Annotated in this window: 22 protein-coding genes; 6 read left to right on the top strand and 16 right to left on the bottom strand. The window is 63.7% G+C overall.

Features of this window, described 5'->3' with window-relative positions; genetic code table 11:
* Nucleotides 1–9: 9 nt before the first annotated feature.
* From NKI64_RS25825 to NKI64_RS25855, 7 genes are all read right to left on the bottom strand, one after another.
* Entirely contained in the window at nucleotides 10–1,449 is a 1,440-nt protein-coding gene (locus NKI64_RS25825; protein WP_352445197.1) for an aldehyde dehydrogenase family protein, read from the bottom strand.
* Nucleotides 1,450–1,614: 165 nt separating this feature from the next.
* Nucleotides 1,615–2,100 carry a hypothetical protein gene (locus tag NKI64_RS25830; protein ID WP_023823836.1) on the bottom strand — a complete coding sequence of 162 codons (486 nt, stop codon included), beginning with the start codon at nucleotides 2,098–2,100 and terminating at the stop codon, nucleotides 1,615–1,617.
* Nucleotides 2,101–2,200: 100 nt separating this feature from the next.
* Nucleotides 2,201–3,082 carry an ABC transporter permease gene (locus NKI64_RS25835; protein WP_023738078.1) on the bottom strand — a complete coding sequence of 294 codons (882 nt, stop codon included), beginning with the start codon at nucleotides 3,080–3,082 and terminating at the stop codon, nucleotides 2,201–2,203.
* Nucleotides 3,079–4,038: an ABC transporter permease gene (locus NKI64_RS25840; protein WP_352459281.1), complete on the bottom strand. Its 960-nt coding sequence runs from the start codon at nucleotides 4,036–4,038 to the stop codon at nucleotides 3,079–3,081. The genes NKI64_RS25835 and NKI64_RS25840 overlap by 4 nt, the downstream gene beginning before the upstream one ends.
* Before the next feature lie 37 nt (nucleotides 4,039–4,075).
* Nucleotides 4,076–5,719: an ABC transporter substrate-binding protein gene (locus tag NKI64_RS25845; RefSeq protein ID WP_023738076.1), complete on the bottom strand. Its 1,644-nt coding sequence runs from the start codon at nucleotides 5,717–5,719 to the stop codon at nucleotides 4,076–4,078.
* 35 nt (nucleotides 5,720–5,754) lie between these two features.
* Nucleotides 5,755–6,531 (bottom strand): DUF427 domain-containing protein, encoded by a 777-nt coding sequence (locus NKI64_RS25850; protein ID WP_023738075.1) that lies wholly within the window; start codon nucleotides 6,529–6,531, stop codon nucleotides 5,755–5,757.
* A 15-nt stretch (nucleotides 6,532–6,546) separates the two neighbouring features.
* Complete coding sequence (locus tag NKI64_RS25855; protein ID WP_023738074.1) at nucleotides 6,547–7,905, bottom strand: LLM class flavin-dependent oxidoreductase; 1,359 nt, start codon at nucleotides 7,903–7,905, stop codon at nucleotides 6,547–6,549.
* Nucleotides 7,906–8,096: 191 nt separating this feature from the next.
* Between NKI64_RS25855 and NKI64_RS25860 the strand changes: the two genes are divergently transcribed.
* The gene (locus tag NKI64_RS25860; RefSeq protein ID WP_352670871.1) at nucleotides 8,097–9,899 is read left to right on the top strand and encodes a dipeptide ABC transporter ATP-binding protein; all 1,803 of its coding nucleotides are present in this window, start codon (nucleotides 8,097–8,099) and stop codon (nucleotides 9,897–9,899) included.
* 84 nt (nucleotides 9,900–9,983) lie between these two features.
* On the opposite strand, the gene NKI64_RS25865 is transcribed toward NKI64_RS25860, so the two are convergent.
* From NKI64_RS25865 to NKI64_RS25875, 3 genes are all read right to left on the bottom strand, one after another.
* Nucleotides 9,984–10,994, bottom strand: a complete 1,011-nt coding sequence (locus NKI64_RS25865) for a sugar-binding protein (protein WP_352670874.1) — start codon at nucleotides 10,992–10,994, stop codon at nucleotides 9,984–9,986.
* Between the two features lie 117 nt (nucleotides 10,995–11,111).
* Complete coding sequence (locus NKI64_RS25870; RefSeq protein WP_352670936.1) at nucleotides 11,112–12,092, bottom strand: ABC transporter permease; 981 nt, start codon at nucleotides 12,090–12,092, stop codon at nucleotides 11,112–11,114.
* A gap of 52 nt (nucleotides 12,093–12,144) precedes the next feature.
* Nucleotides 12,145–12,888, bottom strand: a complete 744-nt coding sequence (locus tag NKI64_RS25875; protein ID WP_023822108.1) for an ATP-binding cassette domain-containing protein — start codon at nucleotides 12,886–12,888, stop codon at nucleotides 12,145–12,147.
* 139 nt (nucleotides 12,889–13,027) lie between these two features.
* Here NKI64_RS25875 and NKI64_RS25880 point away from each other — a divergent pair, with 139 nt between their 5' ends.
* Genes NKI64_RS25880 through NKI64_RS25900 form a run of 5 tightly spaced genes read left to right on the top strand, consistent with a single transcriptional unit; the run spans nucleotide 13,028 to nucleotide 17,883 of the window.
* Complete coding sequence (locus tag NKI64_RS25880; RefSeq protein ID WP_023746608.1) at nucleotides 13,028–14,263, top strand: ROK family transcriptional regulator; 1,236 nt, start codon at nucleotides 13,028–13,030, stop codon at nucleotides 14,261–14,263.
* A 14-nt stretch (nucleotides 14,264–14,277) separates the two neighbouring features.
* Entirely contained in the window at nucleotides 14,278–15,357 is a 1,080-nt protein-coding gene (locus tag NKI64_RS25885) for a Gfo/Idh/MocA family protein (RefSeq protein WP_023822107.1), read from the top strand.
* Complete coding sequence (locus tag NKI64_RS25890) at nucleotides 15,357–16,193, top strand: sugar phosphate isomerase/epimerase family protein (RefSeq protein ID WP_023696939.1); 837 nt, start codon at nucleotides 15,357–15,359, stop codon at nucleotides 16,191–16,193. Before NKI64_RS25885 ends, NKI64_RS25890 begins: the two co-directional genes overlap by 1 nt.
* Complete coding sequence (locus NKI64_RS25895) at nucleotides 16,190–16,993, top strand: alpha/beta fold hydrolase (protein ID WP_027049253.1); 804 nt, start codon at nucleotides 16,190–16,192, stop codon at nucleotides 16,991–16,993. Before NKI64_RS25890 ends, NKI64_RS25895 begins: the two co-directional genes overlap by 4 nt.
* Entirely contained in the window at nucleotides 16,990–17,883 is an 894-nt protein-coding gene (locus tag NKI64_RS25900; protein ID WP_023696938.1) for an ROK family protein, read from the top strand. Before NKI64_RS25895 ends, NKI64_RS25900 begins: the two co-directional genes overlap by 4 nt.
* Before the next feature lie 26 nt (nucleotides 17,884–17,909).
* On the opposite strand, the gene NKI64_RS25905 is transcribed toward NKI64_RS25900, so the two are convergent.
* The 6 genes from NKI64_RS25905 to NKI64_RS25930 all read right to left on the bottom strand — a co-directional run bounded on the left by NKI64_RS25905 (nucleotide 17,910) and on the right by NKI64_RS25930 (nucleotide 24,705).
* On the bottom strand, nucleotides 17,910–18,908 hold the full coding sequence (locus NKI64_RS25905) for an ABC transporter ATP-binding protein (protein ID WP_023668840.1): 999 nt from the start codon (nucleotides 18,906–18,908) through the stop codon (nucleotides 17,910–17,912).
* A gap of 30 nt (nucleotides 18,909–18,938) precedes the next feature.
* Nucleotides 18,939–20,000, bottom strand: a complete 1,062-nt coding sequence (locus tag NKI64_RS25910) for a Gfo/Idh/MocA family protein (RefSeq protein WP_023755586.1) — start codon at nucleotides 19,998–20,000, stop codon at nucleotides 18,939–18,941.
* 245 nt (nucleotides 20,001–20,245) lie between these two features.
* Nucleotides 20,246–21,085 carry a carbohydrate ABC transporter permease gene (locus NKI64_RS25915; RefSeq protein ID WP_023668842.1) on the bottom strand — a complete coding sequence of 280 codons (840 nt, stop codon included), beginning with the start codon at nucleotides 21,083–21,085 and terminating at the stop codon, nucleotides 20,246–20,248.
* Between the two features lie 227 nt (nucleotides 21,086–21,312).
* Nucleotides 21,313–22,242, bottom strand: a complete 930-nt coding sequence (locus tag NKI64_RS25920; RefSeq protein ID WP_023696936.1) for a carbohydrate ABC transporter permease — start codon at nucleotides 22,240–22,242, stop codon at nucleotides 21,313–21,315.
* Nucleotides 22,243–22,487: 245 nt separating this feature from the next.
* Nucleotides 22,488–23,747 (bottom strand): ABC transporter substrate-binding protein, encoded by a 1,260-nt coding sequence (locus NKI64_RS25925; protein ID WP_352670879.1) that lies wholly within the window; start codon nucleotides 23,745–23,747, stop codon nucleotides 22,488–22,490.
* A 1-nt stretch (nucleotide 23,748) separates the two neighbouring features.
* On the bottom strand, nucleotides 23,749–24,705 hold the full coding sequence (locus NKI64_RS25930) for an N-acetylmuramic acid 6-phosphate etherase (protein ID WP_352537204.1): 957 nt from the start codon (nucleotides 24,703–24,705) through the stop codon (nucleotides 23,749–23,751).
* Nucleotides 24,706–24,875 lie beyond the last annotated feature (170 nt).

Consider the following 24,875-nt stretch of genomic DNA (forward strand, 5'->3'; position numbering starts at 1 on the left):
ACCCGTCGATCAGCCGGCGAATGTATAGGCTGTCTTCACCGTGGTGTAGAACTCCGCGGCATAGCGGCCCTGCTCGCGCGGGCCGTAGCTCGATCCCTTTCGGCCACCGAACGGGACGTGGAAATCGACGCCGGCGGTCGGCAGATTGACCATCACCATGCCGGCCTCGGAATTGCGCCGGAAATGCGTGGCATGCTTGAGGCTAGAGGTGCATATCCCGGAGGTCAGGCCGAATGGCGTGTCGTTGGCAACCGCAAGCGCCTCGTCATAGTCCTTGACGCGAATGACGTTGGCTACCGGGCCGAAGATTTCTTCCCGCGAAATGCGCATGGCGTTGGTGCTCTCGGTGAACAGCGCCGGCCGGAGGTAGAAGCCGGGCGTTTCGCGATCGAGCCGCTCGCCGCCGAAGGCAAGGTTGGCGCCTTCCTGGCTGCCGATAGCGATGTAATCCTCGTCCTGCTTCAGCTGGCTCGCATCGACGACGGGCCCGATCTGGGTCTTGGCATCGAGCGCATCGCCGATGATGAGTTTTTCCAGACGCTCCTTGAGCGCGGCAACGAAGCGGTCGTGAATACCTTCGGTCACCACCAGGCGCGACGAGGCCGTGCAGCGCTGGCCGGTCGAGAAATAGGCGCCGTTGATGGCGCACTCGACCGCCGTGGCGAGGTCGGCGTCGTCGAGCACGACCATCGGATTCTTGCCGCCCATTTCGAGCTGGAACTTGCGCATGTGCTCGACGCTTGCCGCGGCCACGCGTTTGCCGGTGCCGACCGAGCCGGTGAAGGTGATGGCGTTGAGGTCGGGGCTGTCGAGCATGGCCTGGCCGACCACCGAGCCCTTGCCCATGACCAAATTGAGCACGCCTTTCGGCAGGCCGGCGCGGTGCAAGATGTCGACGATGGTCCAGGCGCTCTCCGGCACCAATTCGGCCGGCTTGAAGACGATGGTGTTGCCGTGGGCGAGCGCCGGCGCGATCTTCCAGGTGGGAATGGCGACGGGGAAATTCCACGGTGTGATGATGCCGACGACACCGACAGCTTCGCGGGTGATCTCGACGCCGACGCCCGGGCGCACGCTGGGCACCAATTCACCCGACAGGCGCAGCGTCTCGCCGGCGAAGAAGTCGAAGATCTGGGCGGCGCGGATGGTCTCGCCAATCCCCTCGGCCAGCGTCTTGCCCTCTTCGCGCGACAGCGCGCGGCCGATCTCGTCCTTGCGCGCCATGATCTCGTCCGAGGCCTTTTTCAGCACGGCGTGGCGCACCAGCGGCGCCGAGCGCGACCAGGCCGGGAAGGCGGCTTTGGCCGCCGCGATGGCCTGCTTTGCCTGCTCGGCGCCGGCCGAGGCATATTCGCCAACGACATCGCCCGTGTTCGAGGGATTGATGTTGCGCGAGCCGGCCTCGCCCACCCACTCGCCATCGATCAGATTTTTACGAAACAGGCTCATGTCGCGGTTTCCTTGTATTGGTTCGCTGGGGGTGCCGTATGCCTGAAGCATTTATCAGACAAATGACGACACTGTGAGGGCTGAAATCTGGCTGCGGACTGGATAGCCGATGGCGCGCGGCTATGAAAGCCGCGGCCTCAAGATGGACAATATGAAGCGGCCCTGTCAGGTCGGAAAAGTCCAGAACAGGCAAGCCAGCGTCGCCGCGGCGAAGATGACGAAGAACAGGCTTCTGAGCAGGATGTTGCGACGCAGCTCGTTCATGGTGAAATGGCAGCCGACGATGGCCGCGGCGAACAGGAAGCGCCAGTTCAGCAGCGCCCACAGCACGCTGCTCTGGCCAAAAGCCCAGCGCGCGACGAGACAGCCGACAATTGTGGCGAACAGGGCAATCACCGCCCAGAACAGCGCATCCGCCGCATGGGTCAAGACGATGCCGGCGGCCCGGATCGGCAGGATCATCATCAGCATAGCGCCGAAGAAGTAGACGGCGGCGAGCGGCAGGAACGAGCCGGCATCGGCAATACCGTCCAGCCGCCGCACGCCGATCGCGCCATAGGGATAACCGTGCCTGGCCACCGCCAGGCTGAGCGCCATGAGCAATGCGGTGAGCACCGCGACCAATGCGAATGTAATGAGGGCCTTGCTCATGCCGTTCCTTGCTTTGAGGCCCTGTCAGAGCCGAATCACGAGGAATGATTTTAGCGCACGGTCCGCGATTGCGCGTCAGCTTTGCTGAGCGTTGCGCTCTTCACCGATCGCTGTTTTCGAAGGCGCCCATGCCTTGCGCGATCAGATTGGTTGCCATGACAAGCGAAACGATGGCCGCCGAGTTGAAGATCACCACCCACCATTTGCCGCCGGTCAGGAAGCCGTAGCCGTCGGCGACCGCCAGTCCCCAATCGGCTGAGGGAGGCTGGATGCCGAGGCCGAGGAAGCTCAGCGTGGCGATCGAAAAGAAGGCGTAGCCAAGCCTTGTGACCAGCTCGATGAGGATGGTTTCCCTGACATTGGGCAGGATCTCGAGGAACATGATGGCAAGAGCGCTCTCGCCGCCGAGGCGGGCGGCGCTGACATAGTCGCGGTCGCGCTGTTCGCGCACGGCGGCACGCACCGTCCGTGCCACCAGCGGGGCATAGGCGATGCCGATCACCAGGATGACGGTGAGGTTGGACGGCCCGAGCGCGACAAGCGTCATGGTGACGAGAACGATGAAGGGAAAGGCCATCAGCGTGTCGAGCAGCCTGGCACCGATGGCGTCGACCAGCCCGTCGAAATAGCCGAGCACGAGCCCAAGCACGCTGCCGGCGGCAACGCCGAGCAGGGTTGCCGCCGGCGCGACCAGCAGGATGTCGCGCGAGCCGACGACGATGCGCGACAGCACGTCGCGGCCGAGCTGGTCGGTGCCGAACCAGTGCGCGGCGTCGGGCGGTGCCAGCATGACCAGGAAATCCTCGGCATAGGGGTCGTAAGGCACAAACAGGCTGCCGAACACGGCGCAGCCGACCCAGAACAACAGCAGCAACGACCCGACGATGACCGAGGGCGGCAGCTGCGAAACAGTCTCGCGGATGCGACTTGCTGCCCGCCAGCCCAGCGTACGGCGCTCCGGCAATTCCATCAGTTCCATCATGGCGAGACACGGCGGCGCTGCCGCGGATCGAGCAAGGCATTCACGAGATCGCCTGCCGCGGCCGACAGCACGAAGATGGTCGCCATGACCAGCACGCCGGCTTCGAGCATCGGGAAGTCACGCGACTTGGCGGCGTTGAGCACCAGATTGCCGAGACCCTGTATGCCGAACAGCGCTTCGATGACCACCAGCCCGCCAAGCATGTAACCGGTCTGCGTCGCGAGCACGGCGATGGTCGGCGTCAGCGCATTGCGCAGCACGTGCCGGATGAGGATTTCGCGATGCTCGAGGCCTTTCAGGACGGCGGTGCGCGTATAGTCGGCGGCCAGCGCCTCGATCACGCCGGCCCGCGTCATGCGGGTGATGTAGCCGGCAAGGTTCAGCACCAGCGGCAGCGCCGGCAGGATCAGATAATAGCCACTGACCCACAGCCCGGCGCCATCGGGAGCAGCGCCGGTGATCGGGAACCAGTTCAGCCACAGGCCGAAGACGATGAGCAACAGCAGGCCGGAGACGAAGTCCGGGACGATGCCGAAGGACACGCCGGCGAGTACGATCAGGCGGTCGATAAAGCGGCCCTGGTTGAGACCGGCGACGATGCCGGCGCCGATGCCCAGCGGCAGCAGAAAGACGAGGATAATTCCGGCAAGGGCCGCCGAGCGCTTGAGGCTTTCCAGAACGAAGGGCGCCACCGGCAGACGCAGCGACAGGGAGGTGCCGAAATCGCCTGACAGCACGCTGCTGAACCAGTGCCAGTATTGCACGAGCACCGGCTGGTCGGCGCCGAGCTGCCTGTTCAGCGCCGCGACGGCCTCGGCATCGGCGAACGGCCCGAGCATGAGGCGACCGACATCGCCGGGCAGAACCTGCCCGGCGAAGAATACCAGCATGCTGACCAGCCACAGCGTGAGCAGAAGCGAGGCTGCCCGCGCCGACACAGTGCGGCCGGTCAGCATCGGATTTTAGTGCCCGGAGTGGCTGGACGTCTCGCAATCATGCCTGGGCGAACGTCACGCGGTCGAGCAGCAGATGCGAGATCGCCGTGAAGCGGACGCCCTCGACCTTCGACGAGACGATGCGGCTGTATTGCGAGAAGTAGCTGATGATCAGCGGCGTCTCGTCCAGCAGCAAGGTCTGGATCTTGCCCGCGGCAAGGCGTTGCGCCTGAAGGTCGCGGGCCTTGCCGTATTCGAGCAGCAGCCCGTCATAGGCCGGGTTGTTGAAATGCGCGGCGTTCCAGGCGCCCGAACTCTTCAGCGTCGCGTTGAGGAAGATGTCGGGCGTGCCGCGATGTCCGAAATCGGTGATGCCGAGATTGGAATCGAGCCATGGCGACGAGCCGAACTTCGCCGAGCCATAATAGGCGTCCTGCGGCAGCACGTTGAGCTTGATGTCGATGCCGGCCTTCTTGGCGAAGTTCTGGATCAGCACCGCATAATCGGGAATGTCATAGGCGCGTTCGGTGGTCAGCGTCACCGGGAAGCCGTTCGGCACGCCGGCCTCGCCAAGCAGGCGCTTGGCCTCGGCGATGTCCTGCTTGCGCTGCGGCACCGACGGATCGGCCGAGGGGAAGATCGGCGCGAACGGGGTGTCGTTGCCGACGATGGCGCGGCCCTTGAGCAAGCCCTTGACCACCGCCTCGCGGTCGATGGTGAGCGCCAAGGCGCGGCGGATGCGCTTGTCGGTGAACGGCGCCTGGTCGGTCCGCAGATGCACCTCGTCATGCGAACTTGCCTGCACGCTGAGCAGCTTGAAGTTGGGATTGCCCTCGATCGCCAGTTCGAGCCGGGTCGTGCTCGGGATGACGTCGAGCTGGCCGGCCTGCAGCGCCAGCACCTGCGCCTGCTCGTCGTCGAAGAACTTGATCTCGACGCGGTCGGGCAGCGCCTTGTCGCCCCAATAGTCTGGGTTGCGCACGAAGCTGGCGCCCTGCTTGGGGCGGAAGGATTCGAGCTTGAACGGGCCGGTGCCGTTGAAATTCTTCTCGAAATCGCCGGCATAGTCGGCCGGCAGGATGACGGCATTGTAGACGTCGGACGAGACATAGAAGGGGAAGTTGCTGTTGGGCCCGTCGAGATCAAAGGCGACTGTCTGGTCGTCGACGACCTTGGCGCCGCCCTTGGACAGGATGCCCTTATAGGCAGACAAAGCGGACGAACCGCTGGCCGGATCGACCAGCCGCTCGAAGCTCGCCACCACATCCTTGGCGGTGACGGTGCGGCCGTCGTGGAATTTCACGCCCGGCCGCAATTTGAAGGTCCAGCGGCTGGCGGTCTCGTCGGCCTCCCACGACAGAGCGAGCTTGGGCTGCAGACCGTCCTTGGGATCGTCGAGGATGAGATATTCGCCGACCTGGCTGATGACGCCGATGCTGGCCGGATCGGTGATGGAGACGGGATCGATCGCCTTGGTCGGCTGTCCGAGCCCAACGCGGACCGTGCCGCCGGCGCCGGCAGCGCGCGCAGTGCCGAAACCAGCAAGTCCCTGCGAGGCGGCAAAGCCGGTGAGGCCGATCAAGGCTGCGTATTTCAGCAGATCGCGGCGCTTGAGGAAGCCGGCCTGGTGCTCATCGACGGCGACGTTCCAGATGTCGCCGGACAGATTGCGAAGCGTATCGATGTCGTTGCGTTTGGTCATTTTGAAACCCCTGTCTGAAATGACTGTTGAATGGCTTAAGCGACTGGTTCGCCGTCGAGATGGATGCGGTCGACGGCTTGCGGGTAAAAGGCGATGAGGCCCCTGATCTTGGGCATTTCGGCAATGGGATCGCGGTAGCTCCAGGCGACATCGGGGCTTACCGAGCCGTCGGCGCGCCGGCCCGACCAGTAGGAGGCGATGCCCTTGTAGGGACAGCGCGTCGTGCTGTCCGAAGCGACCAGCCGGTCGAGCCTGACATCGTCCGGGTGCAGGTAGAAACGCGTCGGTAGATGCGTTTCGAACAGCAGCACCGGGCGATGGCTGTCGGCGATCAGTTCGCCGTCGAACCAGATTTGGACGTGACTTGAACTCTGCAGCACATCGATGCGTGCGTATGGATCGCGGGCGTGGACGAAGACCTCTTCTTCCTCCTCGAACCATTGGTCGACCGCCTTCCAGGTGAAGGCGATACGCCCGGCCAGCGGCGACAGATTTTCATCCGGCGGCGCGACAAGCGACCAGGCCGCGTTGGGCGAAGCTTTTTCTCCCGTCTCCAGGTTCCAATAGGTGGTTTCGCCACCGACGGGATGGCGCTGGCTATGCTCGGACGGCTTTAAGAGCGAGCGGTCCACCGAGGAGGCCGGGAAGAAATAGATCGGCAGAAAATGGTTGGAGCGCAGCACCAGGACGTTGCGGCTGTCGGCGATGGTGCGGCCGGCGAATTTGACCCGAATGCGCTTGGGGCTGTGCAGAACATTGATGAGCTGCGGAGCCGTGGCTTCGCGGGGCTGAAGTTTTGGCGCTGCGGTCATATCAATTGCCCCAAGTCAGGATACGGCGCGCACATTGTCGCGCTGTTCGGCGAAGCGGTTGGCCGGCCGAGCCAGGCCGAAACGGTCACGCAGCGTCCCCGGCGCATATTCGGTGGGGAATACGCCGCGGCGCTGCAGTTCCGGCACGACCTGCTCGGCAAAATTCACCCAATCCTCCGGGAGCAGCGGGAACATCAGGTTGAAGCCGTCGGCGGCACCTGCCTCGAACCAGTCCTGCAGCTGATCGGCGATCTGGTTCGGTGTGCCGACGACGGTCGGCACCGAACCGCTGTTGGCGAGCTTGCGAGCGATCTCGCGCAGAGTGAGGTTCTGCTTCGACCATTCCTTGACGCGATTGAGCGAGGTGCGGCCGCCATTGAAGGTGCTCTCGTCCGGCAGCGGCGGCAGCGGGCCGTCCGGCGGATATACGGAGAGATCGACGCCGCTCCAGCTCGAGAGAAGGTCGATGCCGACCCTATCGGGAAGCAAGCTCTGCAGATACTCCTGCCGCTCGCGTCCCTCCGCTTCGGAAGCTGCGACGATCGGCAGGATGCCCGGCAGGATCTTGAAGCTCTCGGGCTTGCGACCGTAACGGGCGAGGCGCTCGTTGATGTCCTGCCTATAGTTGATGCCGTCTTCCTTGGTGCTGTAGATGGCAAAGTGCGCATCGGCATGCGCGGTAGCGAAATTCTTGCCGTCTTCGGACGAGCCGGCCTGGACGATCAGCGGATGGCCCTGCGGCGGGCGCGAGACATTGAGCGGTCCGCGCACCTTGAAGTGCGGGCCCTTGTGGTTGATCGCATGGACCTTGTCGGGATCGGCGAAATAGCCCGATGCCTTGTCGATAAGCAGGGCTTCGTCTTCCCAGCTGTCCCACAGTGCCTTGACGATATCGAGGAATTCGGTGGCGCGCTCATAGCGAAAGGCGTGCTCGATATTGCCGTCGCGGCCGAAATTGCGGGCCTCCTCGTCCATGGCCGACGTCACCACATTCCAAGACGCCCTGCCCTTGCTGATATGGTCGAGCGTGGCAAACATGCGGGCGACATTGTAGGGCTCGCTGTAGGAGCTCGAGGCGGTGGTGATGAGGCCGATATGCCTGGTCACGCCGGCAAGCGCCGACAACAGCGTCAGCGGTTCCAGGCGGGCATTGGCGTAATGGGCTACGCCGCTCTGTACGGAATCCCAGATCGCGACATGGTCGGCGACGAAGATCGTATCGATCCTGGCGCGCTCGGCAGACTGGACGAGATCGCGGTAGAAGTCGAAGTCGAGCACTTCGCGGCCCGGCGCGCGCGGATGGCGCCACGACATGCGATGATCGCCCTGCGGATTGAAGAAAAACGCGCTGAGGATCATGTGGTCGCGTGCCATGCCGGTCTCCTTGCAGAACTGCTTCAGGCGACCGTCGCGATGCCTCGACCGGCTGCGACAATCTCTCCTGAGCGGTGAAAGGTAGATTGCGCTCCAGCTTAATTCGAGTAATTTTATAGAGATTGTGCGGCGCGAAAGCGGAAGCGATTGCCCTCGAAGACCGCGCCGAAAGAAAGTGGTTTCAGCAAGACATGTCGTCATCGGTTCTGAACGTCGAGCAGCTCACCGTCGCCTATGATGAACGCCGAGGATCGCATCCGGCCGTCAACGGCGTGTCGCTCACCATCGGCGAAGGCGAAGCGCTCGGCCTTGTCGGCGAGTCCGGCTCGGGCAAAAGCTCGGTGGCACTCGCTATTCTGCGCTATCTGCCGAGTAACGCCCGGATCGCCGCGTCGGCGCTCGAGTTCCAGGGCCGCGAGATCCGCAATCTCTCCGGCGAACAGCTGCGCCGGCTAAGGGGCGATCGCATCGCGGCCGTCTACCAGCATCCGGGTGCGGCGCTCAATCCGGCCATGACGATTGGCCGGCAGATCACCGAGACGATCATGCGGCATCGCCCGGTTCGGCAGGACGAAGCACGCACCCGCGCCGCCGAGTTGCTCGGCCGCGTCAGGGTGAGCAATCCGGAGCGGGTGCTCGATCTCTATCCGCACGAATTGTCGGGCGGCATGCAGCAGCGCGCCAACATCGCGATTGCCATTGCGCTCGACCCGTCGCTGCTGGTGCTGGACGAGCCGACGACGGCGCTTGACGCCAGCGTCCAGTCCGAGATCGTCGCCATCCTGCAGGACTTGCGCCGCGATCACCAAACCAGCGTTCTGCTGATCAGCCATGACATCAACATGGTCCGCCGGGCCTGCGATCGGGTGGCCGTGATGCAGTCGGGGACGGTGGTCGAAAGCGGCATCGCCAACGATGTCTTCGAGAACCCTGTTCACGCGTACACCAAGGCGCTGATCGCCTCGATCCCGGCGCTCAACTTCACCAAGCGCGACGGCAGGCTGGCCGAGATGCACACAACCGGCCCGTCGAAGCCTGTCCGCAGCGATCAACCGGAAGCCGCACGTCCGATCGCCGTCGCCTGCAAAGGCATCAGCCACGCCTTCGGCTCCCAGGCCGTCCTGCACGATATCGACCTGGAGATAGCCCAGGGCGAGACGTTCGGGCTGATCGGCGAATCCGGCTCCGGCAAGTCGACATTGGCAAGGATCGTGACTGGCCTCCAGACGCCGGACGCTGGGTCGGTCGAGCTGTTCGGCAGCACTGTCGCGCCGCGCGTCGAGAAAAGAAGCCTGAGCGAACGGCGCGACGTGCAGATGGTGTTCCAGTCACCCGACCGCACGCTCAATCCGCGCCAGCGGATCGGCAGGATCCTCGGCCGTCCGCTGCGGCGGCTCGCCGGCTTCGGCCGCAGCGAGGTGAAGCAGCGTGTCGCCGATCTCCTGGCCTCGGTTCGTCTTGCCGCTACGACCGTCGACCAGAAGCCGAGATCGCTGTCTGGTGGCCAGCGCCAACGTGCGGCGATTGCGCGCGCCTTTGCCGGCGTGCCGAAGCTCGTGGTGCTGGACGAGCCAACCTCTGCGCTCGACGTTTCCGTGCAGGCGACCGTGCTCAATTTGCTCAACGACCTGCAGCGCGACAAGGACACCACCTATCTGTTCATCAGCCACGACCTCAGGGTGGTGCGCTATATGGCTGACCGGATCGGCGTGCTTTATCGCGGCCGGCTGGTCGAGACCGGCTCATCCGAGCAGATTTTCCGTGGCCCCAACCACCCCTACACGAAGCTGCTTCTGGCCGCCTCCTCGGATGAGACGGCGCCGAAGGCTCCGGCTCAGCTCGACGTCGCGGCACACGATGCCGAGACCTCCGGATGCTCCTTTGCCGCCCGCTGTCCTGTCGCGCTGCCCGATTGCCGAAAGGCGCAACCACCCGTCAGGCGGGCCGGCGACGGTCATCTGATCGCCTGCTGGAGAGACGCAAGCAGTCTCTGACTGCGAAGCGGGCAACTGACAAGCCTGCCTTCGAGGAGATGTCCCCCGGCCGATGCGGCCGGAGGACAGGCTTGGGAGGCCTGATCAGTTGGCGACCTTGCCGCAGGTCGTCAGAGCGTCTTGCGGCGTGCAGATCTCGGTGCCGGTCTTGATGAACGGTTCGACCGTGCCGCCCTTGCTCAGTTTGTCCAGCGGCATGATGGTCTCGAAGCCCATGTCATAGGGGCGCTGGCCGATATTGTAGTGGCTGAGGCCGGCGGCGAGCAGCGGCAGTTGCGGACCGAAATTGTCGCCGAACACGACCACCAGATCCTTGCTGTCGAGGCGCGCCTTCAGCGGTGTCATCGCCTGCTTGTAGGCTTCCGGCGCGTATTGCGCCCAACCGCCGACTGCAACGAAGGCGCTGAGATCGGGATTGTTGGTCATGACGTCGCGCACCTGCTGGGCGGCAAGCGTGATGTCGTCATTGTTGTAGACCGGGCAGCCCGCCGGCTCGGTCCAGCCGTTCTGGCCGGTCAGCGTCTCGATGCCCTTGTCCTTGGTGACGCCGGCCAGCGTATCGCGAATGCCTTGCACGCGCGCCTTGAGGTTCTCGGAAGCCGGTGCGCCGGACTGGATGCACACGGTGCCGTCCTTCTTGTGGGCGAGCACCTTCTGCGCCAGCGCCACGCCGAACTCGTAATTGTCGGTGCCGATGTAGGTCGAGCGCAGGCCGGCATCTTCCGGCAGCACGTCGGTGTCATAGGTGACGACCGGAATGCCCTTTTCCTTGGCCATCTTCATGATGCGGGCCATGGCTTTCGGATTGCCGGCCGAAATGCCAAGGCCGGCGACGCCACGCGTGACCATGTCCTGCGCGAGCTGCACTTCCTTGGCCTCGTCATATTCGGTCGGCCCGATATAGGTGCATTTGACGTCGCCGAGCTTCTTGGCGGCGGCTTCGCAACCGGCTTGGATCGGCGGGCTGAAGGCGTTGTTGAGAACCTTGAAGACGAGCGCGAATTCGCGCTCTTCGGCATTGGCCTGGACGGCCGTCATGCCGATTGCAAGGCAGGCGAGGGAAAGCGTAGTTCCTAGCGTTTTCGACAGCGACATTGTTTCCTCCATTTGGTTCGCCGTGACGTGTCCGCTCGGTTTCTGTTGGAGCATGATCTTTTCCGAAAACCGGTTTCTACTTTTGCGGTCGCTGACCTTCGGTTCAGGATCATGCTCTTAGCGTCGCACAGAGCGGATTCTTTCCAGGAGGACGGCTGCAAGGATGAAGCACCCCACAAACGTGCCCTGCCAGAACGGGTTGACGCCTGCCAGAAGCAGCGCGTTGCGAATGGTTTCGACGAGAATGGCGCCGATGCCGGCGCCAAGTGCCGAACCGAAGCCGCCGGTCAGCGAAGCGCCGCCGATCTCGGTCGAAGCGATGACCTGCAACTCGTAGCCGGTGCCGATCGAGTTGGTCACTGCGCCGAGCCAGCCGACGAGGAAGATTGCCGTCACCGCAACCATGAAGCCGCTGAACGCGTAGGCCGAGATCTTGATCAGATCGACGGGAATGCCCGACAGCCGCGCGGCCGGCTCGTTGCCGCCAATGGCGAAGAGATAGCGGCCCCAGCGCGACATGGTCAGCAGGAAATGCAGGACGATCACGCCGATGATCAGCGCATAGACCACATTGGGCAGGCCGAATGTGTAGCCGCCGCCGAGCGCGACGATCGCCTCGCTTGCCCGGCCGAATTCGTAGAACACCTGGTTATTGGTCAGCACCAGTGCCAGGCTGCGGCCGATCGACAGCGTCGCCAGGGTGACGATGAACGGCGGCAGCTTGACGTAGGCGATGATCGTTCCGTTGACGGTGCCGCACAGCACGCCCATCGCCAGCGTCGCCGCGATGCCGACGACCAGTGGCATGTCGGCGTTGAGCACGATGCCCAGCGTGACGCCGCACATGCCCAGGATCGAACCGACCGAGATATCGATGCCGCCGCTGATGATCACCGGCGTCATGCCGATGGCCATGATGCCGATGAAGCAGGCATTCTGGAAGATGTTGAGCAGATTGCCAGGGGTGGCGAATTTCGGCGCGATCATCGACACGACGAGGCCGAGCACCAGGATGGCAAGCGCGATCCAGGTTTCCTGCGCCAGAAGCACGCGGTTCAACAGCGTGCGGCTCAACCCTTTCAGAAGGTCGATCTCCATTCCGGGATGGTCGTCGGGGGCGCTCATGGCATGGCTCCGTGGCGGGGCTGTTTCAGGCGGTCTGGATGGCGCCGGTGATCAGGCCGGTCACTTCCTCGGGGCTGGATTGCGCGATCGGCTTGTCGGCGACCTTGCGGCCGCGGCGCATCACCACGACCCGGTCGCAGACCTCGAACACGTCAGGCATGCGATGGCTGATCAGGATGACCGAGAGGCCCTGGTCCTTCATGCGGCGGATCAGGGCCAGCACTTCGGCGACCTGCCTGACGCTGATCGCCGCCGTCGGCTCGTCCATCAGCACGATCTTGGATTTGGCCAGCCGGGTTCGGGCGATGGCCACCGCCTGCCGCTGGCCGCCCGACATGCGCACGACGAGATCGGCGGGCCGCGTCTCCGACTTCAACTCGCGGAAGATCTCGGCCGAGCGCATGTTCATGCTCTTGTGGTCGAGCACTTTCAGCGGCCCAACCTGCTTCATGATCTCGCGGCCGAGGAAGACATTGGCCGAAGCCGTCAGATTGTCGCAAATCGCCAGGTCTTGATAAACGACCTCGATGCCATGCCTGCGTGCATCCGCAGGCCCCGATAACAGCACCGGCTTGCCTTCCAGGACATAGGTGCCTGATGTCGGCTGGAAATTTCCGGCGATGGTTTTGACCAGCGTCGATTTGCCGGCGCCATTGTCGCCCATCAGGCCGAGAACCTCGCCCTCGTTGATGTCGAGCGAGACATTGTCCAGCGCGCGGACGGCACCGAAATCCTTCACGATGTGTTCGAGACGCGCTAGAACCGGCATCGCATCCTCCCATGCCAATTTGTAAGTTTCTGATACAAATCATCGTTTGAAACTTGGGTCAATGGGCCTGGGGATGCTGAATATTTGTTGCAATGCACCCAACCTTGGGCCTTTCAAACCGCCTAGAAATTCTATTAGTATGATAATCAAACAAATTGTGGAGAACGACGTGCTGGTGTCGACCGATCTTCGGCCGAACGAAACGCGGGCACTTGCGGCGCTGTTTCGTGTCGGCGCGTTGAGCCGAGCGGCGCTCGCACGCGATCTCGGCCTGACCCGGTCGACCACCGGCGCCCTGGTGCTGGGGCTGACCGAAGCCGGTCTGGCGCGCGAGCGGTCGGATGGAACGGACGACGAGCAGGATAGCGAGGGTCGGGTCGGCCGTCCCGGTATCCTTGTCGAGATCGACGGCAATGGCGGCTTCTTCCTTGGCGCTTATATCGGCGTCAACTGGATCGCAGCCGTGGCTGTCGACCTTGCCGGCGCGCGGCGTGCGAGCGCCTCTAGGGCATTTGCCGGCCCCGGTAGCACGCCCGAAGCCGCGGTCGACATCATCGGGGAACTCGTCGCCGAGATCCGCTCACAATTGCCTGCGGGCACGCGCCCCTACGGGCTCAATGTCGCCGTGCCCGGCTTCCCCGCCGCCGACGGGATTTCATACCATGCCACCATCCTTGGCTGGCACGGGGTCAATCTGGCGGAGCTTTTGCGCACTGCCTTTGGCGCGGACTTTCCGATCCTCTTGGAAAACGATGCCAATGCCGTGGCGGTGGCCGAGACATACCGGGCGCAGCCGGGCAAGGACCATGAGGATGCTCTGGTCATCCTGATCGAGAACGGCGTTGGCGGCGGCATCATCAATGCCGGCAGGCTGCATCGCGGCCGGCTCGGCGGCGCCGGGGAAATCGGGCATCTGCGCATCGGCGACGAAGGTTTTGTCTTCGACGCGAAGCGCCCGGGCCGACTGGAATCCTATGTCGGCAAGGATGCTTTACTGGCTCGCTATTTGCACATAAGCGGACTGCGCGCCGGCGTGGATGAGTTTGTCGCAGCGCTGGCCGGCGGCGATCCGGCAGCCGTTGCCACCGCGCGCGACTGGGCGCTCTGGTTCGGCCGCGGCCTGGCGACACTTGCCTGCACCTTGCAGCCGGAGCGCATCATCCTCTCCGGCTCGGTCAATGCGGTCTATCCCTTTGTCGCCGAGCAGGTGGAAGCTTTCTTGCTGGACTTCCTGGCTGAAGGTTACCCCGTTCCCACGGTCGAACTGTCGCGCGTCGGGGCCGACGGTCCGGCATTGGGCGCTGCCTGTCTGCTGCATCAGGCAGCTTTGTCGGGCGATCCGCAATTTCAACTTCGCGGCCTCGCCGCGCGCTAATCAGGAGAGATTCAATGCCTCGCAAAGACGAAAAGCGGCTGCGTGTCGGCGTGCTCGGCTGCGGTCCGATTGCCCAGGCGGCGCATTTCGAATCCTGCACCAAGGCACGCAATGCCGATCTCTATGCCATTTGCGATGTCGCCGACGATCTGCGCGACAGGATGGCCGCGACCTACGAGCCTGAAAAATCCTATGCCGACTACGGCCTGATGCTGGCCGATCCCGATCTCGATGCCGTCATCATCGCGACATCGGACATTTTTCACGTCAAGGCCGCGGAACTGGCGCTCGATGCCGGCAAGCATGTGCTTTGCGAAAAGCCGCTGGGCGTTTCGGTCGAGGAGGTCGAAGGCTTGCGGGCCACGCTCGACAAGAGCGGCAAGGTGCTTCAGGTCGGCCATATGAAGCGCTTCGATCCCGGCATCCAGGCGGCAAAGGCTTTCGTCGACGACGAAATGGGCGAGCGGCTGGCGTTCAAAGGCTGGTACTGCGACAGCACCCACCGCTACCCGATGACCGATGCAGTGCAACCGCTGATCATCACCAGCGCCAAGGCGCGCAAGCCTGCCGTCAATCCCAAGGCGGATCTGCGCCAATACTACATGCTGGCGCATGGCAGCCATCTCCTTGATACGGCGCGCCATCTGCACAGGTCGATCGAGGCGGTGGAGGCCCGGCTCACCGAGCGCTATGGCGCCTATTGCTGGTTCATCACCACCATCTTCGCCGACGGCACGATCGGCCATCTCGACCTGACGGTCGCCGTGCGCATGGACTGGCACGAAGGGTTCCAGATCTACGGCGAGAACGGCAGCGTTCTCGCGAAGACCTATAACCCCTGGTACTACAAGAGCAGCGAGGTCGACATTTTCCGCGAGGCCGATGGCAGTTGGCACCGGACGCTTGGCGCGGATGGCCACTTCTATCGCCGGCAGCTCGAAGGCTTTGCCGATGTCGTGCTAAATGGCGCGCCGATGATCGGCGCCGGCATCGAGGACGGCATCGCCTCGGTCAGGGGCATGGCGGCCATCGCCCGCTCGGCCGCTGCCGGCGGCCGCGCCGTCCGTCTGGCCGATGTCGACGGGGTCGTGTGATGCAGCTTGGGATTTTCGCCAAGACCTTCGCCACCACCGGCGCCTTGCCGGTGCTGCGCGCGGTCGCGGACGGCGGCTACACGGCGGCGCAGTTCAACATGGCGTGCCTTGGACTGCCGTCGATGCCGGACAGCATTGAGCTCGGCGCGGCCCGGTCCGTCGCTGAGGCGAGCGGCGAGGCCGGCGTTTCGATCGCGGCGGTTTCGGGAACCTACAACATGATCCACCCGGATCGCACGGTTCGCATCCAGGGACTCGCCCGGCTTGAGGTACTGGCCGCGTCATGCGCCGATATGGGCACCCGTCTGATTACGCTGTGCACCGGCACAAGGGATGCGCAGGATCAGTGGCGCTGGCATCCCGACAATGCAAGCGAGGCGGCATGGAGCGATCTGCGGACGGAGATGGAAGCGGCGATCGCGATTGCCGAGCGCTTCGACATCGAGCTTGGCATCGAACCGGAACTGGCCAATGTCCTCTCCAGCGCCCGGGCCGCACGCCGCCTGCTGGACGAAATGAACAGCACGCGGCTGCGCATCGTGCTCGATCCGGCCAATCTGTTCGAAGTGGCCGACAGCGCGGAGCGTCATCGCCTCATCGACGAAGCCATCGATCTGCTGGCCGCCGAGATCGGCATGGCCCATGCCAAGGACCGCCATGCCGATGGCAGTTTTGCCGCAGCCGGAAAGGGCGTGGTCGACTTCCCGCATTTCATCGGCCGCCTGAAGGCTGCCGGGTTCGACGGCCCCTTGATCACACATGGCCTGACAGAGGCCGAGGCGCCCGGCGTCGGCGCTTTTCTGCGCACCGTGCTGGAAGCGAGCGACGACACGTGAAAAAGACCTTCAGCCGAGATGGCGTCGACCTTGCCTACCGGGACGTCGGCGCCGGGCCTCCCTTCATCTTTCAGCACGGCCTAGGCGGCGACGACGCGCAGGTCGCCGACGTGTTTCCCGATCTGCCGGTGACCCGGCGGGTGACGCTCGAATGCCGTGGCCAGGGTGGATCCGGCTACGGGCCGGTCGAGCGGCTTTCGATCGCGACGTTTGCCGAGGACATTGAAGCGTTGGCCGACGATCTCGGCATCGGTCCGGCCGTCGTCGGCGGCATTTCGATGGGCGCGGCGCTGGCACTGCGCCTGGCGGTGCATAAGCCGGCCCGCGTGCGCGCGCTGGTGCTCGCGCGGCCCGCCTGGGTAGCCCAGGCGGCTCCGGAAAATATGAAGCCCTATGCCGTCGTCGGCAATCTCTTGATGCGCCATTCGCCTGAAGACGCCAGGCGTCTGTTCGATGACAGCGCTATTGCCGGCGAACTGGCCAGGCTGGCGCCGGACAATCTCGCCAGCCTGCAAGGCTTCTTCAATCGCCCGGACCCGGTTCTGTTCGGTAGGCTGCTTTCGGCGATCGCCGGCGATGGTCCCGGCGTGAGCGAGGCGGACATCCGCGCTATCGCGGTGCCGACTCTTGTCATCGGCCATGACCATGACCTCGTCCATCGCCTGGCCGACGCACAGACGCTGGCCGGACTCATTCCGTCGGCCCGGCTTTGCACCATCACAGCCAAATCGCAGGATCGCGCCGCCTACCGGCTGGAATTCCGCGCCTGTCTTTCGGAATTCCTGGAACCGCTCGCATGACGCATCAAACGATGGACGACACGATCGCCGTGGTCGAGATCGGCGGCACGTCGGTCAAGGTTGGCTTTGCCGACCACGGCATCCCGGTGGATTTTGCCCGCACCTACCCGACCGCGCAACTGCGCAAGGGCGCGCCCGTGGCGGGGTTGGCCGATGCGGTCACCGCAGCCTGCCGCGATGCCGGGCTCAAACCTGCACGGGTGGTTGCGACGGTGCCTGGGTTCATCGACCGCGACTTCGACACGGTGCTGCACACGGCCAACATTCCCGAGCTGAACGGCATCCGGCTGGGTACGGAACTGGCATCGCGGCTCCGCGTTCCCGTGCGGCTCGAACGCGACGTCGTGCTGCAATTGCTCGGTGAAAGCGTCGCCGGCGCAGTGAAGCGGCAAAAGGAAGTGCTGGCGGTCTATCTCGGCACCGGCATCGGTGCGGCCTATCTCGGCAAGGACGGCATTTTCAGGGGCGGCGGCTGGGCGCTGGAAATCGGCCATATGCCGATCTACCGGCCTGACGAAAGCGGACCGCCAAACCGCGTCGAGACCTACGCCTCAGGGGCAACGCTTGTCGACCTTGCCGCGGACTACGATATCCCGGTTGCCGAGCTGTTTTCGGCAACCGGGCAGCCGCCGTCGCTGCGCGAATGGCTCGATGAGATCGTCTGGCAGCAGGCGGTGACCATCGCAACGGCAGCCGCTTTGTTTTCCCCGCAGACGATCCTGATCGGTGGCGGCATTGTCGACATGAAGTCCTATCCCCGCCAGGCGCTCAAGCAGCGCATCGCGGACAGCCTGCCGCATTCGCTTGTTGTAGAGCCTCTGGACATACGCTGGGCGGCCCTGGGCTGGCAGGCGGCGATCCATGGCGCGGTGCTGCTCGGCGCGGTGTGATCGCCGTGGTTGCTGTCGGCGAAGGATTACTTGATCGTCTTCCCGTCCGCCCCAAACCGGTATGTCTTACCCGGCTCCGGCGTTGCATACAGCGTCGCACCTGGCTCGGCGTCGTAGACACCGAAAATGCGGACCGTGATCAGCCCGGCCTTTTCGCAGTCGAGATAGAGGTTGGTGTCGGCGCCGAGATGTTCGGCATGCACCACCGTTCCCTTCCAGGCGCCGGACCTTGGATCCACGGTCAGATGCTCCGGCCGCACGCCGATCGTCTTGGCCGTCTCGCCCAATCTGGCGCCGTCGATGAAATTCATCTTCGGCGAGCCGATAAAGCCGGCGACGAACTCGTTTGCCGGCGAATTGTAGAGCTCCATCGGGCCGCCGATCTGCTCGATCTGGCCGGCGTTGAGCACGACGATCTTGTCGGCCAGCGTCATCGCCTCGACCTGGTCGTGGGTGACGTAGATCATCGTCGCCTTCAGCCGGCGATGCAGCTGCGCGATCTCCAGCCGCGTGTTGACGCGAAGCGCTGCGTCGAGGTTCGACAAGGGCTCATCGAAGAGGAACAGTTTTGGCTCGCGCACCACGGCGCGGCCGATGGCGACGCGCTGGCGCTGGCCGCCTGACAGCTCCGCCGGCCGCCGCTCGAGATACGGTTCCAGCGACAGCATCGACGAGGCGACGCCGATGCGGCGTTCGATCTCCGGGGCGGGCGTGCCGGCCTGCTTGAGGCCGAGGCCCATATTGTTCTTCACCGTCAGATGCGGGTAGAGCGCGTATGTCTGGAACACCATGGCGATGCCGCGTTTTGCCGGGGGCGTGGCCGAGACATCGGCGCCGTCGATCACCACCCTGCCGGAGGTCGAATCCTCCAGCCCGGCGATGACCCTGAGCAAGGTTGACTTGCCGCAGCCAGATGGGCCGACGAAGACGACGAATTCGCCGTCGGTCACTTCGAGGTTGATGCCTTTCAGCACCTCGACCGGCCCGAAGGCCTTCTTCACATTCTCGATTACCAGCGAGCCCACGGCTTCGTCCTTGTTCTAGAGTTTGCCCTACTAGAGCTTAACTGGGGCGCCGCTGCGCACGCTCTCATCGGCGGCAAGGCAGACGGCGAGCGATTTCACCGCGTCGTCCATGTGGCGGGTCAGGTCAATGTCTTCCCGGATCGCCTTCAGCACGAAGGCCTGTTCGAGATCGCAGAGGTCCTGGTGGCCGGGTTCGCCGTCCATCGACAGCATCTCGTCCGGCCTGGCGAACTTGCCGTCCGCGCCGGTCGCCGCACTGTGCAGGCGGATGGTCGAGGTCTTGGTGTGGGTGTCGATGTCGTCCGACTTCACACCTTCCTTCATGACGATCGACACGCAGCCATTGGGCGAAATCACGTCCTTCACGAAGAACGCTGTCTCGGAGATCATCGGGCCCCAAGCCGCCTCGTACCAGCCGACCGAGCCGTCGTCGAACAGCACCTGGAGATGGCCGTAATTGTACATTGTCGGCGCGATCTCCTCGGTCAGCCGCAGCCCCATGCCGCGCACCTCGACCGGCCTGGCGTCGGTGATCTGCAGCATCACGTCGAGATAGTGCACGCCGCAATCGACGATCGGCGACGTCGTCTGCATCAACTGCTTGTGCGTCTGCCAGGTCGGGCCTGACGATTGCTGGTTGAGGTTCATGCGAAACACGTAAGGGCCGCCGAGCTTGCGCGCCTCGGCGATCAGCCTGACCCAGGACGGGTGGTGGCGCAGGATGTAGCCGATCACCAATTTTCGGCCATTGGCCTTGGCCGCGGCGACGACGCGCTTGGCGTCCGCCACCGTCGTTGCGAGCGGCTTCTCGACGAAGACGTGGCAGCCGGCCTCGAATGCCTTCACCGCATAGTCGGCATGGCTGTCGGAATAGGTGGCGATGCAGGCGACATCCGGCTTTTCATCGCGCAACGCGTCGTCGAAGGAGCGCCTGATGCCATAGCCCGACAGCCCGTCCGGTAACGGCACGTCGGAGCGGTTGATCAGGGCCGCGATCTCGAAGCCCGGATTAGTGTGGTAGGCCAGCGCATGGCTACGCCCCATGTTACCGAGGCCTGCGACGACGACGCGAAGGGGCGATTTAGAGGTCACCTAACTACTCCAGATGTTCCAGTTGTTCCTTCTGAGAGGGTGTCACCCCACCCGGCGCTTCGCGCCGACCTCCCCATCGAGGGGAGGTAGGACGTTGGCGCGAACACCCTCACTGCCAAAGAAGCTTCTCCGAAAGTCGCCCTTTGGCGGTCGTGAATGAAGCCACGACCTTTTACCTCCCCTTGATGGGGAGGTCGGCGCGCAGCGCCGGGTGGGGTGAAGGCTCCAGCAGAGATTTGTAGGGCTCACTTGACGGCTCCGGATGTGATGCCGCGGATCAGCTGCCGCGAGAAGATGACGTAGAGGGTCAGCACCGGCATGATCGCCAGCGAGAGTGCGGCCAGGATGGCGTTCCAGTTGGTGACGAACTGGCCGAGGAACAACTGCGCGCCGAGCGTCACCGTCTTGGTCTCTTCCGACGGCGCCAGGATCAGCGGGAACCACAGATCGTTCCAGATCGGGATCATGGTGAAGACGGCGACCGTCGCCATCGACGGCCGCACCAGCGGCAGCACCAGCCGGAAGAAGATCGTGTATTCCGACAGGCCGTCGATGCGGCCGGCATTCTTCAGATCGTCGGACACCTGCTTCATGAATTCCGACAGGATGAAGACGGCCAGCGGCAGCCCCTGCGCGGTGTAGACCAGGATCAGCGCCGTCAGCGTGTTGACCAGCCCGCTCGCCACCATCAATTGCAGGATGGCGACGGTGCCGAGCCGGATCGGGATCATGATGCCGAGCGCGAGGTAAAGCCCCATCAGCGTGTTGCCGCGGAAGCGGTATTCCGAGAGCGCGAACGCCGCCATCGCGCCGAACAGAAGCACGAAGAACAGCGAGGCGACGGTGACGACCAGGCTGTTCTGGAAATAATGGATGAAGTCGCCCTGGCCGATCACCGTGGTGTAGCCGATCAGGTCGAAGGTTTTTGGCGTCGGCGGCGTCAGCGGCTCGCTGAAGATGCCGGCGCGCGATTTGAACGAGTTCATGATGACCAGGATCACCGGAAACAGCGCGATCGCCGTATAGGTCAGAAGGATCGCGTGGGCGCCGATGGTGCGGGGCAGCGAACGGGTGGCGGTGCTCATTGGAAGGTCTCCTGACGAGCGATGACTGTTGAGGTCGGCACCAAGGCACCCCCCTCTGTCCTGCCGGACATCTCCCCCTCAAGGGGGAAGATTGGCAGCTTGAGGCTCGGCGCCTCTTCTCCAACGCTGGAGATTTGCGAAGCCAATGGTGCCATCCAATCTCCCCCCTTGAGGGGGAGATGGCCGGCAGGCCAGAGGGGGGTGTTTAGCCGTAACATGTCTGCCCTCTAAAACTGGTAGCGACGCAGGCGCGTCTGGACGAGGAACAGGTAGACGCAGACGCCGCCGAGGATGATCAGGAACATCATCGTGGCGATCGCCGCACCCATATTGGGATCGCCGGTCTGCAGCTGGAAGCCGAAGAAGGCGCGGTAGAGGAAAGTGCCCAGAATATCGGTCGAATAGTTCGGGCCGGCCAGCGCCCCTTGCGCGGTGTAGATCAGGTCGAAGGCGTTGAAATTGCCAACGAAGGTCAGGATCGAGATGATGCCGATCGAGGGCAGGATCAGCGGCAGCTTGATCTTCCAGAACTGCGACATGCCGGTGATGCCGTCACACTCGGCCGCCTCGATCACCTCTTCGGGGATCGACAGCAGCGCCGCATAGATCAGCATCATCGGAATGCCGACGAACTGCCAGACCGAGATCAGGCTGAGCGCGGTCAGGGCATATTGTTCTTTGCCGAGCCACGGCGTGAACAGGCTTTTCAGGCCGACCAGATCCATCAGATGCGGCGCCACGCCCCACAACGGCGACAGGATCAGTTTCCAGGCGAAACCGACGATGACGAAGGAGAGGATGGTCGGCACGAAGATCGCGGTGCGATAGAAGGCGGCGAATCTCAGCCTCGGGCTGGACAGCAATGCCGCCAGCATGACACCGATCGGGTTCTGCACCACCATGTGGATGATGAAGAACCAGGTATTGTTCCGCAGCGCGTTCCAGAAGCCGACCGACCAGTTGGGGTCGCCGAACAACGTACGGAAATTAGTGAAACCGACGAACACCTGATGCTGATCGACATTGCGGAACAGCGACAGCTGCAGCGTGCCGGCCAGCGGCAGGATCATGATCGCCGTATAGACCAGCAGCGCCGGCGCCAGAAAGACGCCGATATGCCAGCGGAACGGTCGTTTCGGTCGTGTTTGTGCGGCCATGAGTGCGGTCCCCGCCGATCAGGTTTAGCAATGCCTTCGACGGCAGCGCTGCCCCCTCACCCTTACCCTCTCCCCGTGAAGGACGGGGAGAGGGGGCGCCTGCGTTTCGGCTAATCCTTCTCCCGTCACTATACGGGGAGAAGGTGCCGGCAGGCGGATGAGGGGCGGCGCCGTCGTTCGCAGTCGATGATGCTGTCGAAAAACGCAGGGCCGTCCACTTGGGGCCCTGTCTGTTGTCTGAGCTCTTATTTGCCCGGCTTGTACCAGCTGTCGAGGCCGTCCTGCAGCTTCTTGGCGGCAGCTTCCGGCGTGTCGGTGCCATTGATCACGTTGGCCGATTCAACCCAGGTTTCGTTCTCGAGGTTCGGCGTGCCGCGCGACAGGATCTGGTAGGTCGAGCGGATCGTCGACTTGCACTTGTCGCGCCAGGAGACGAATTCCTGCGCCACCGGGTCTTCCATCTTCACCGGGGTGGAATTTAGGCTGAAGAAGCCCGGCAGTGCGTTGGCGTAGATGGTGGCGAAGTCCGGCGAGGCGACCCAGGACAGGAAGGTCTTGGCCGCGTCGGCATTCTTCGACGCCGCATTCAGGCCCATGCCGATATCGGTATGGTCGGAGATGTAGCAGGTGTCGCCGGCCTTCTCGACCGGCGGCGGGAAGGCGCCCATCTTGAACTGCGCCTGGGTGTTGAACAGACCGATCTCCCACGATCCCGCCGGGTAGATGGCGGCGCGGCCAAGCGTGAACAGGTTCTGGCTGTCCGGATAGGTCTGGGCCTCGAAGCCGTCGCCGAGATAAGGCTTCCACTTGGCCAGTTCCTCATAGGGAGCAACCCAGTCCTTGTCGGTCAGCTTCTGGTCGCCCTTGATCAACGCTGCGCGGCCCTCTTCGCCCTTCCAGTAGTTCGGACCGATGTTCTGATAGCCCATGGTCGCGGCTTCCCAGAGGTCCTTGGTGCCCATGGCCATCGGGATGTAGGTGCCGTCGGCCTTGATCTTGTCGAGCGCGGCGAAAAACTCGTCACGCGTCGTCGGCACCTTGAGGCCGAGCTTGTCGAAGGCGTCCTTGTTGTAGATGAAGCCGTGAATGACCGAGGCCATCGGCACGCAGAAGCTCGCCTTGCCGTCGTCGGTCTGCCAGGCGGCCTTGGCAACGGGCGAAAAGTTTTCCATGCCGGGCAGCGCCGACAGGTCGGCAAGGTTGCCCTTCTTGAACAGTTCGAGCGACTTGTCGAACGGGCGGCAGGTGATCAGGTCGCCAGCCGAGCCGGCGGCGAGCTTGGCGCCGAGTGCGGCATCATACTCGGTCGGCGCCGACGGTGCGAACACCACTTTGATGCCCGGGTTCTTGGCCTCAAAAGCCGGGATCAGCTTGTCCTTCCAGATGGCAAGGTCGTCGCCGCGCCAGCTTTCGATATTGAGCGTTACGTCATCGGCGTGAGCCAACCCGGCGGTGCCGAGAATGCTGGTGCCGAGAAGCAGTGCCGTCAGTAATTTCGTTGTCATGCTAGTCTCCCTGTTGACCTTTTTCAGGTTCGGTTTTGAGAACAGGGGCCTTCGCGCCCTTGTTCCCCTCGATCGCGGAAAGGGCTGGCCGCAGCTTCTGGCCGGTCCCTTCCAGTATCTTCTCGGCCGCAACGGCGTTGGCAGCGCCGGCGGCGAGCAGAATGGCTGTCTTGACGACGCCGCCGCTCGCTTCGAGCAGCCGCACGGCGTCTTGCCGGTCGCGGCCGCTGATAGCGGCGACGATGCGAGCCGCGCGGTCGCGCAGCTTGATGTTGTCGGCGGTGAGATTGACCATGTAGCCGTCATGGACATGGCCGAGATGAATGGCGGTAAGCGTCGACAGCATGTTGAGCGCGATCTTCTGGGCAGTGCCGGCGCCCATGCGCGTCGAGCCGGCAATCACCTCCGGTGGCGTCTCGAGCAGGATGGCGACGTCGGCCAGCCTGAGCAGGGGCGTGTCCTTGTTGTTGGCAATGGCGATGGTTGCCGCGCCCCGGCTGCGCGCATCCTTCAGCGCCTGCACCGCATAGGGCGTCGAGCCGCTGGCCGAAATCGTGATCAGGCAGTCGCCCTTGCCGATGCCGGCGCCGGCAATTGCCGTCGAGGCTTCGTCGGTGTCGTCTTCCGGTCCGCCGGCCAGGGTCTTGAAAGCGTCGTCGCCACCGGCGATGAGGATGGCGATGCGTTCGCGCTTGATGCCGAAGGTGCCGGGCAACTCCAGCGCGTCGGCCAGCGCCATCAGGCCGGAGCTGCCGGCCGCAGCATAGGCGAGCTTGCCGCCGCCGTTCAGCCGCCCGGCGATGATTTCGGCTGCGGCGGCGATGGCAGGAATGGCGTCGCGCACAGCCTTGGCGGCCTCGATCTGCGCATTGACCAAAGAAGAAAGGATGGCGTCCGGGGCCTGGATGTCCAGTCCCTCGGCATTGCTGTGAAGCGCTTCGGTGCGCGGTTCGGTCATCCCTGTCCCTCCGATGGAAGAACAATACCAAAAAAATACCACTTGTCCACACGCATTAACGAAATTGCGAACTGGAAAGCCTTGATCCGGCAAAATTCCCGGGTTTTTCAACCTGATACGCCTTAATCTTTTTGAAACGGAAATTAATCCCTTGGCTATTGGTATTTTAT

It is taken from the genome of Mesorhizobium sp. M0478, from assembly GCF_040321305.1.
Lineage (GTDB): Bacteria > Pseudomonadota > Alphaproteobacteria > Rhizobiales > Rhizobiaceae > Mesorhizobium.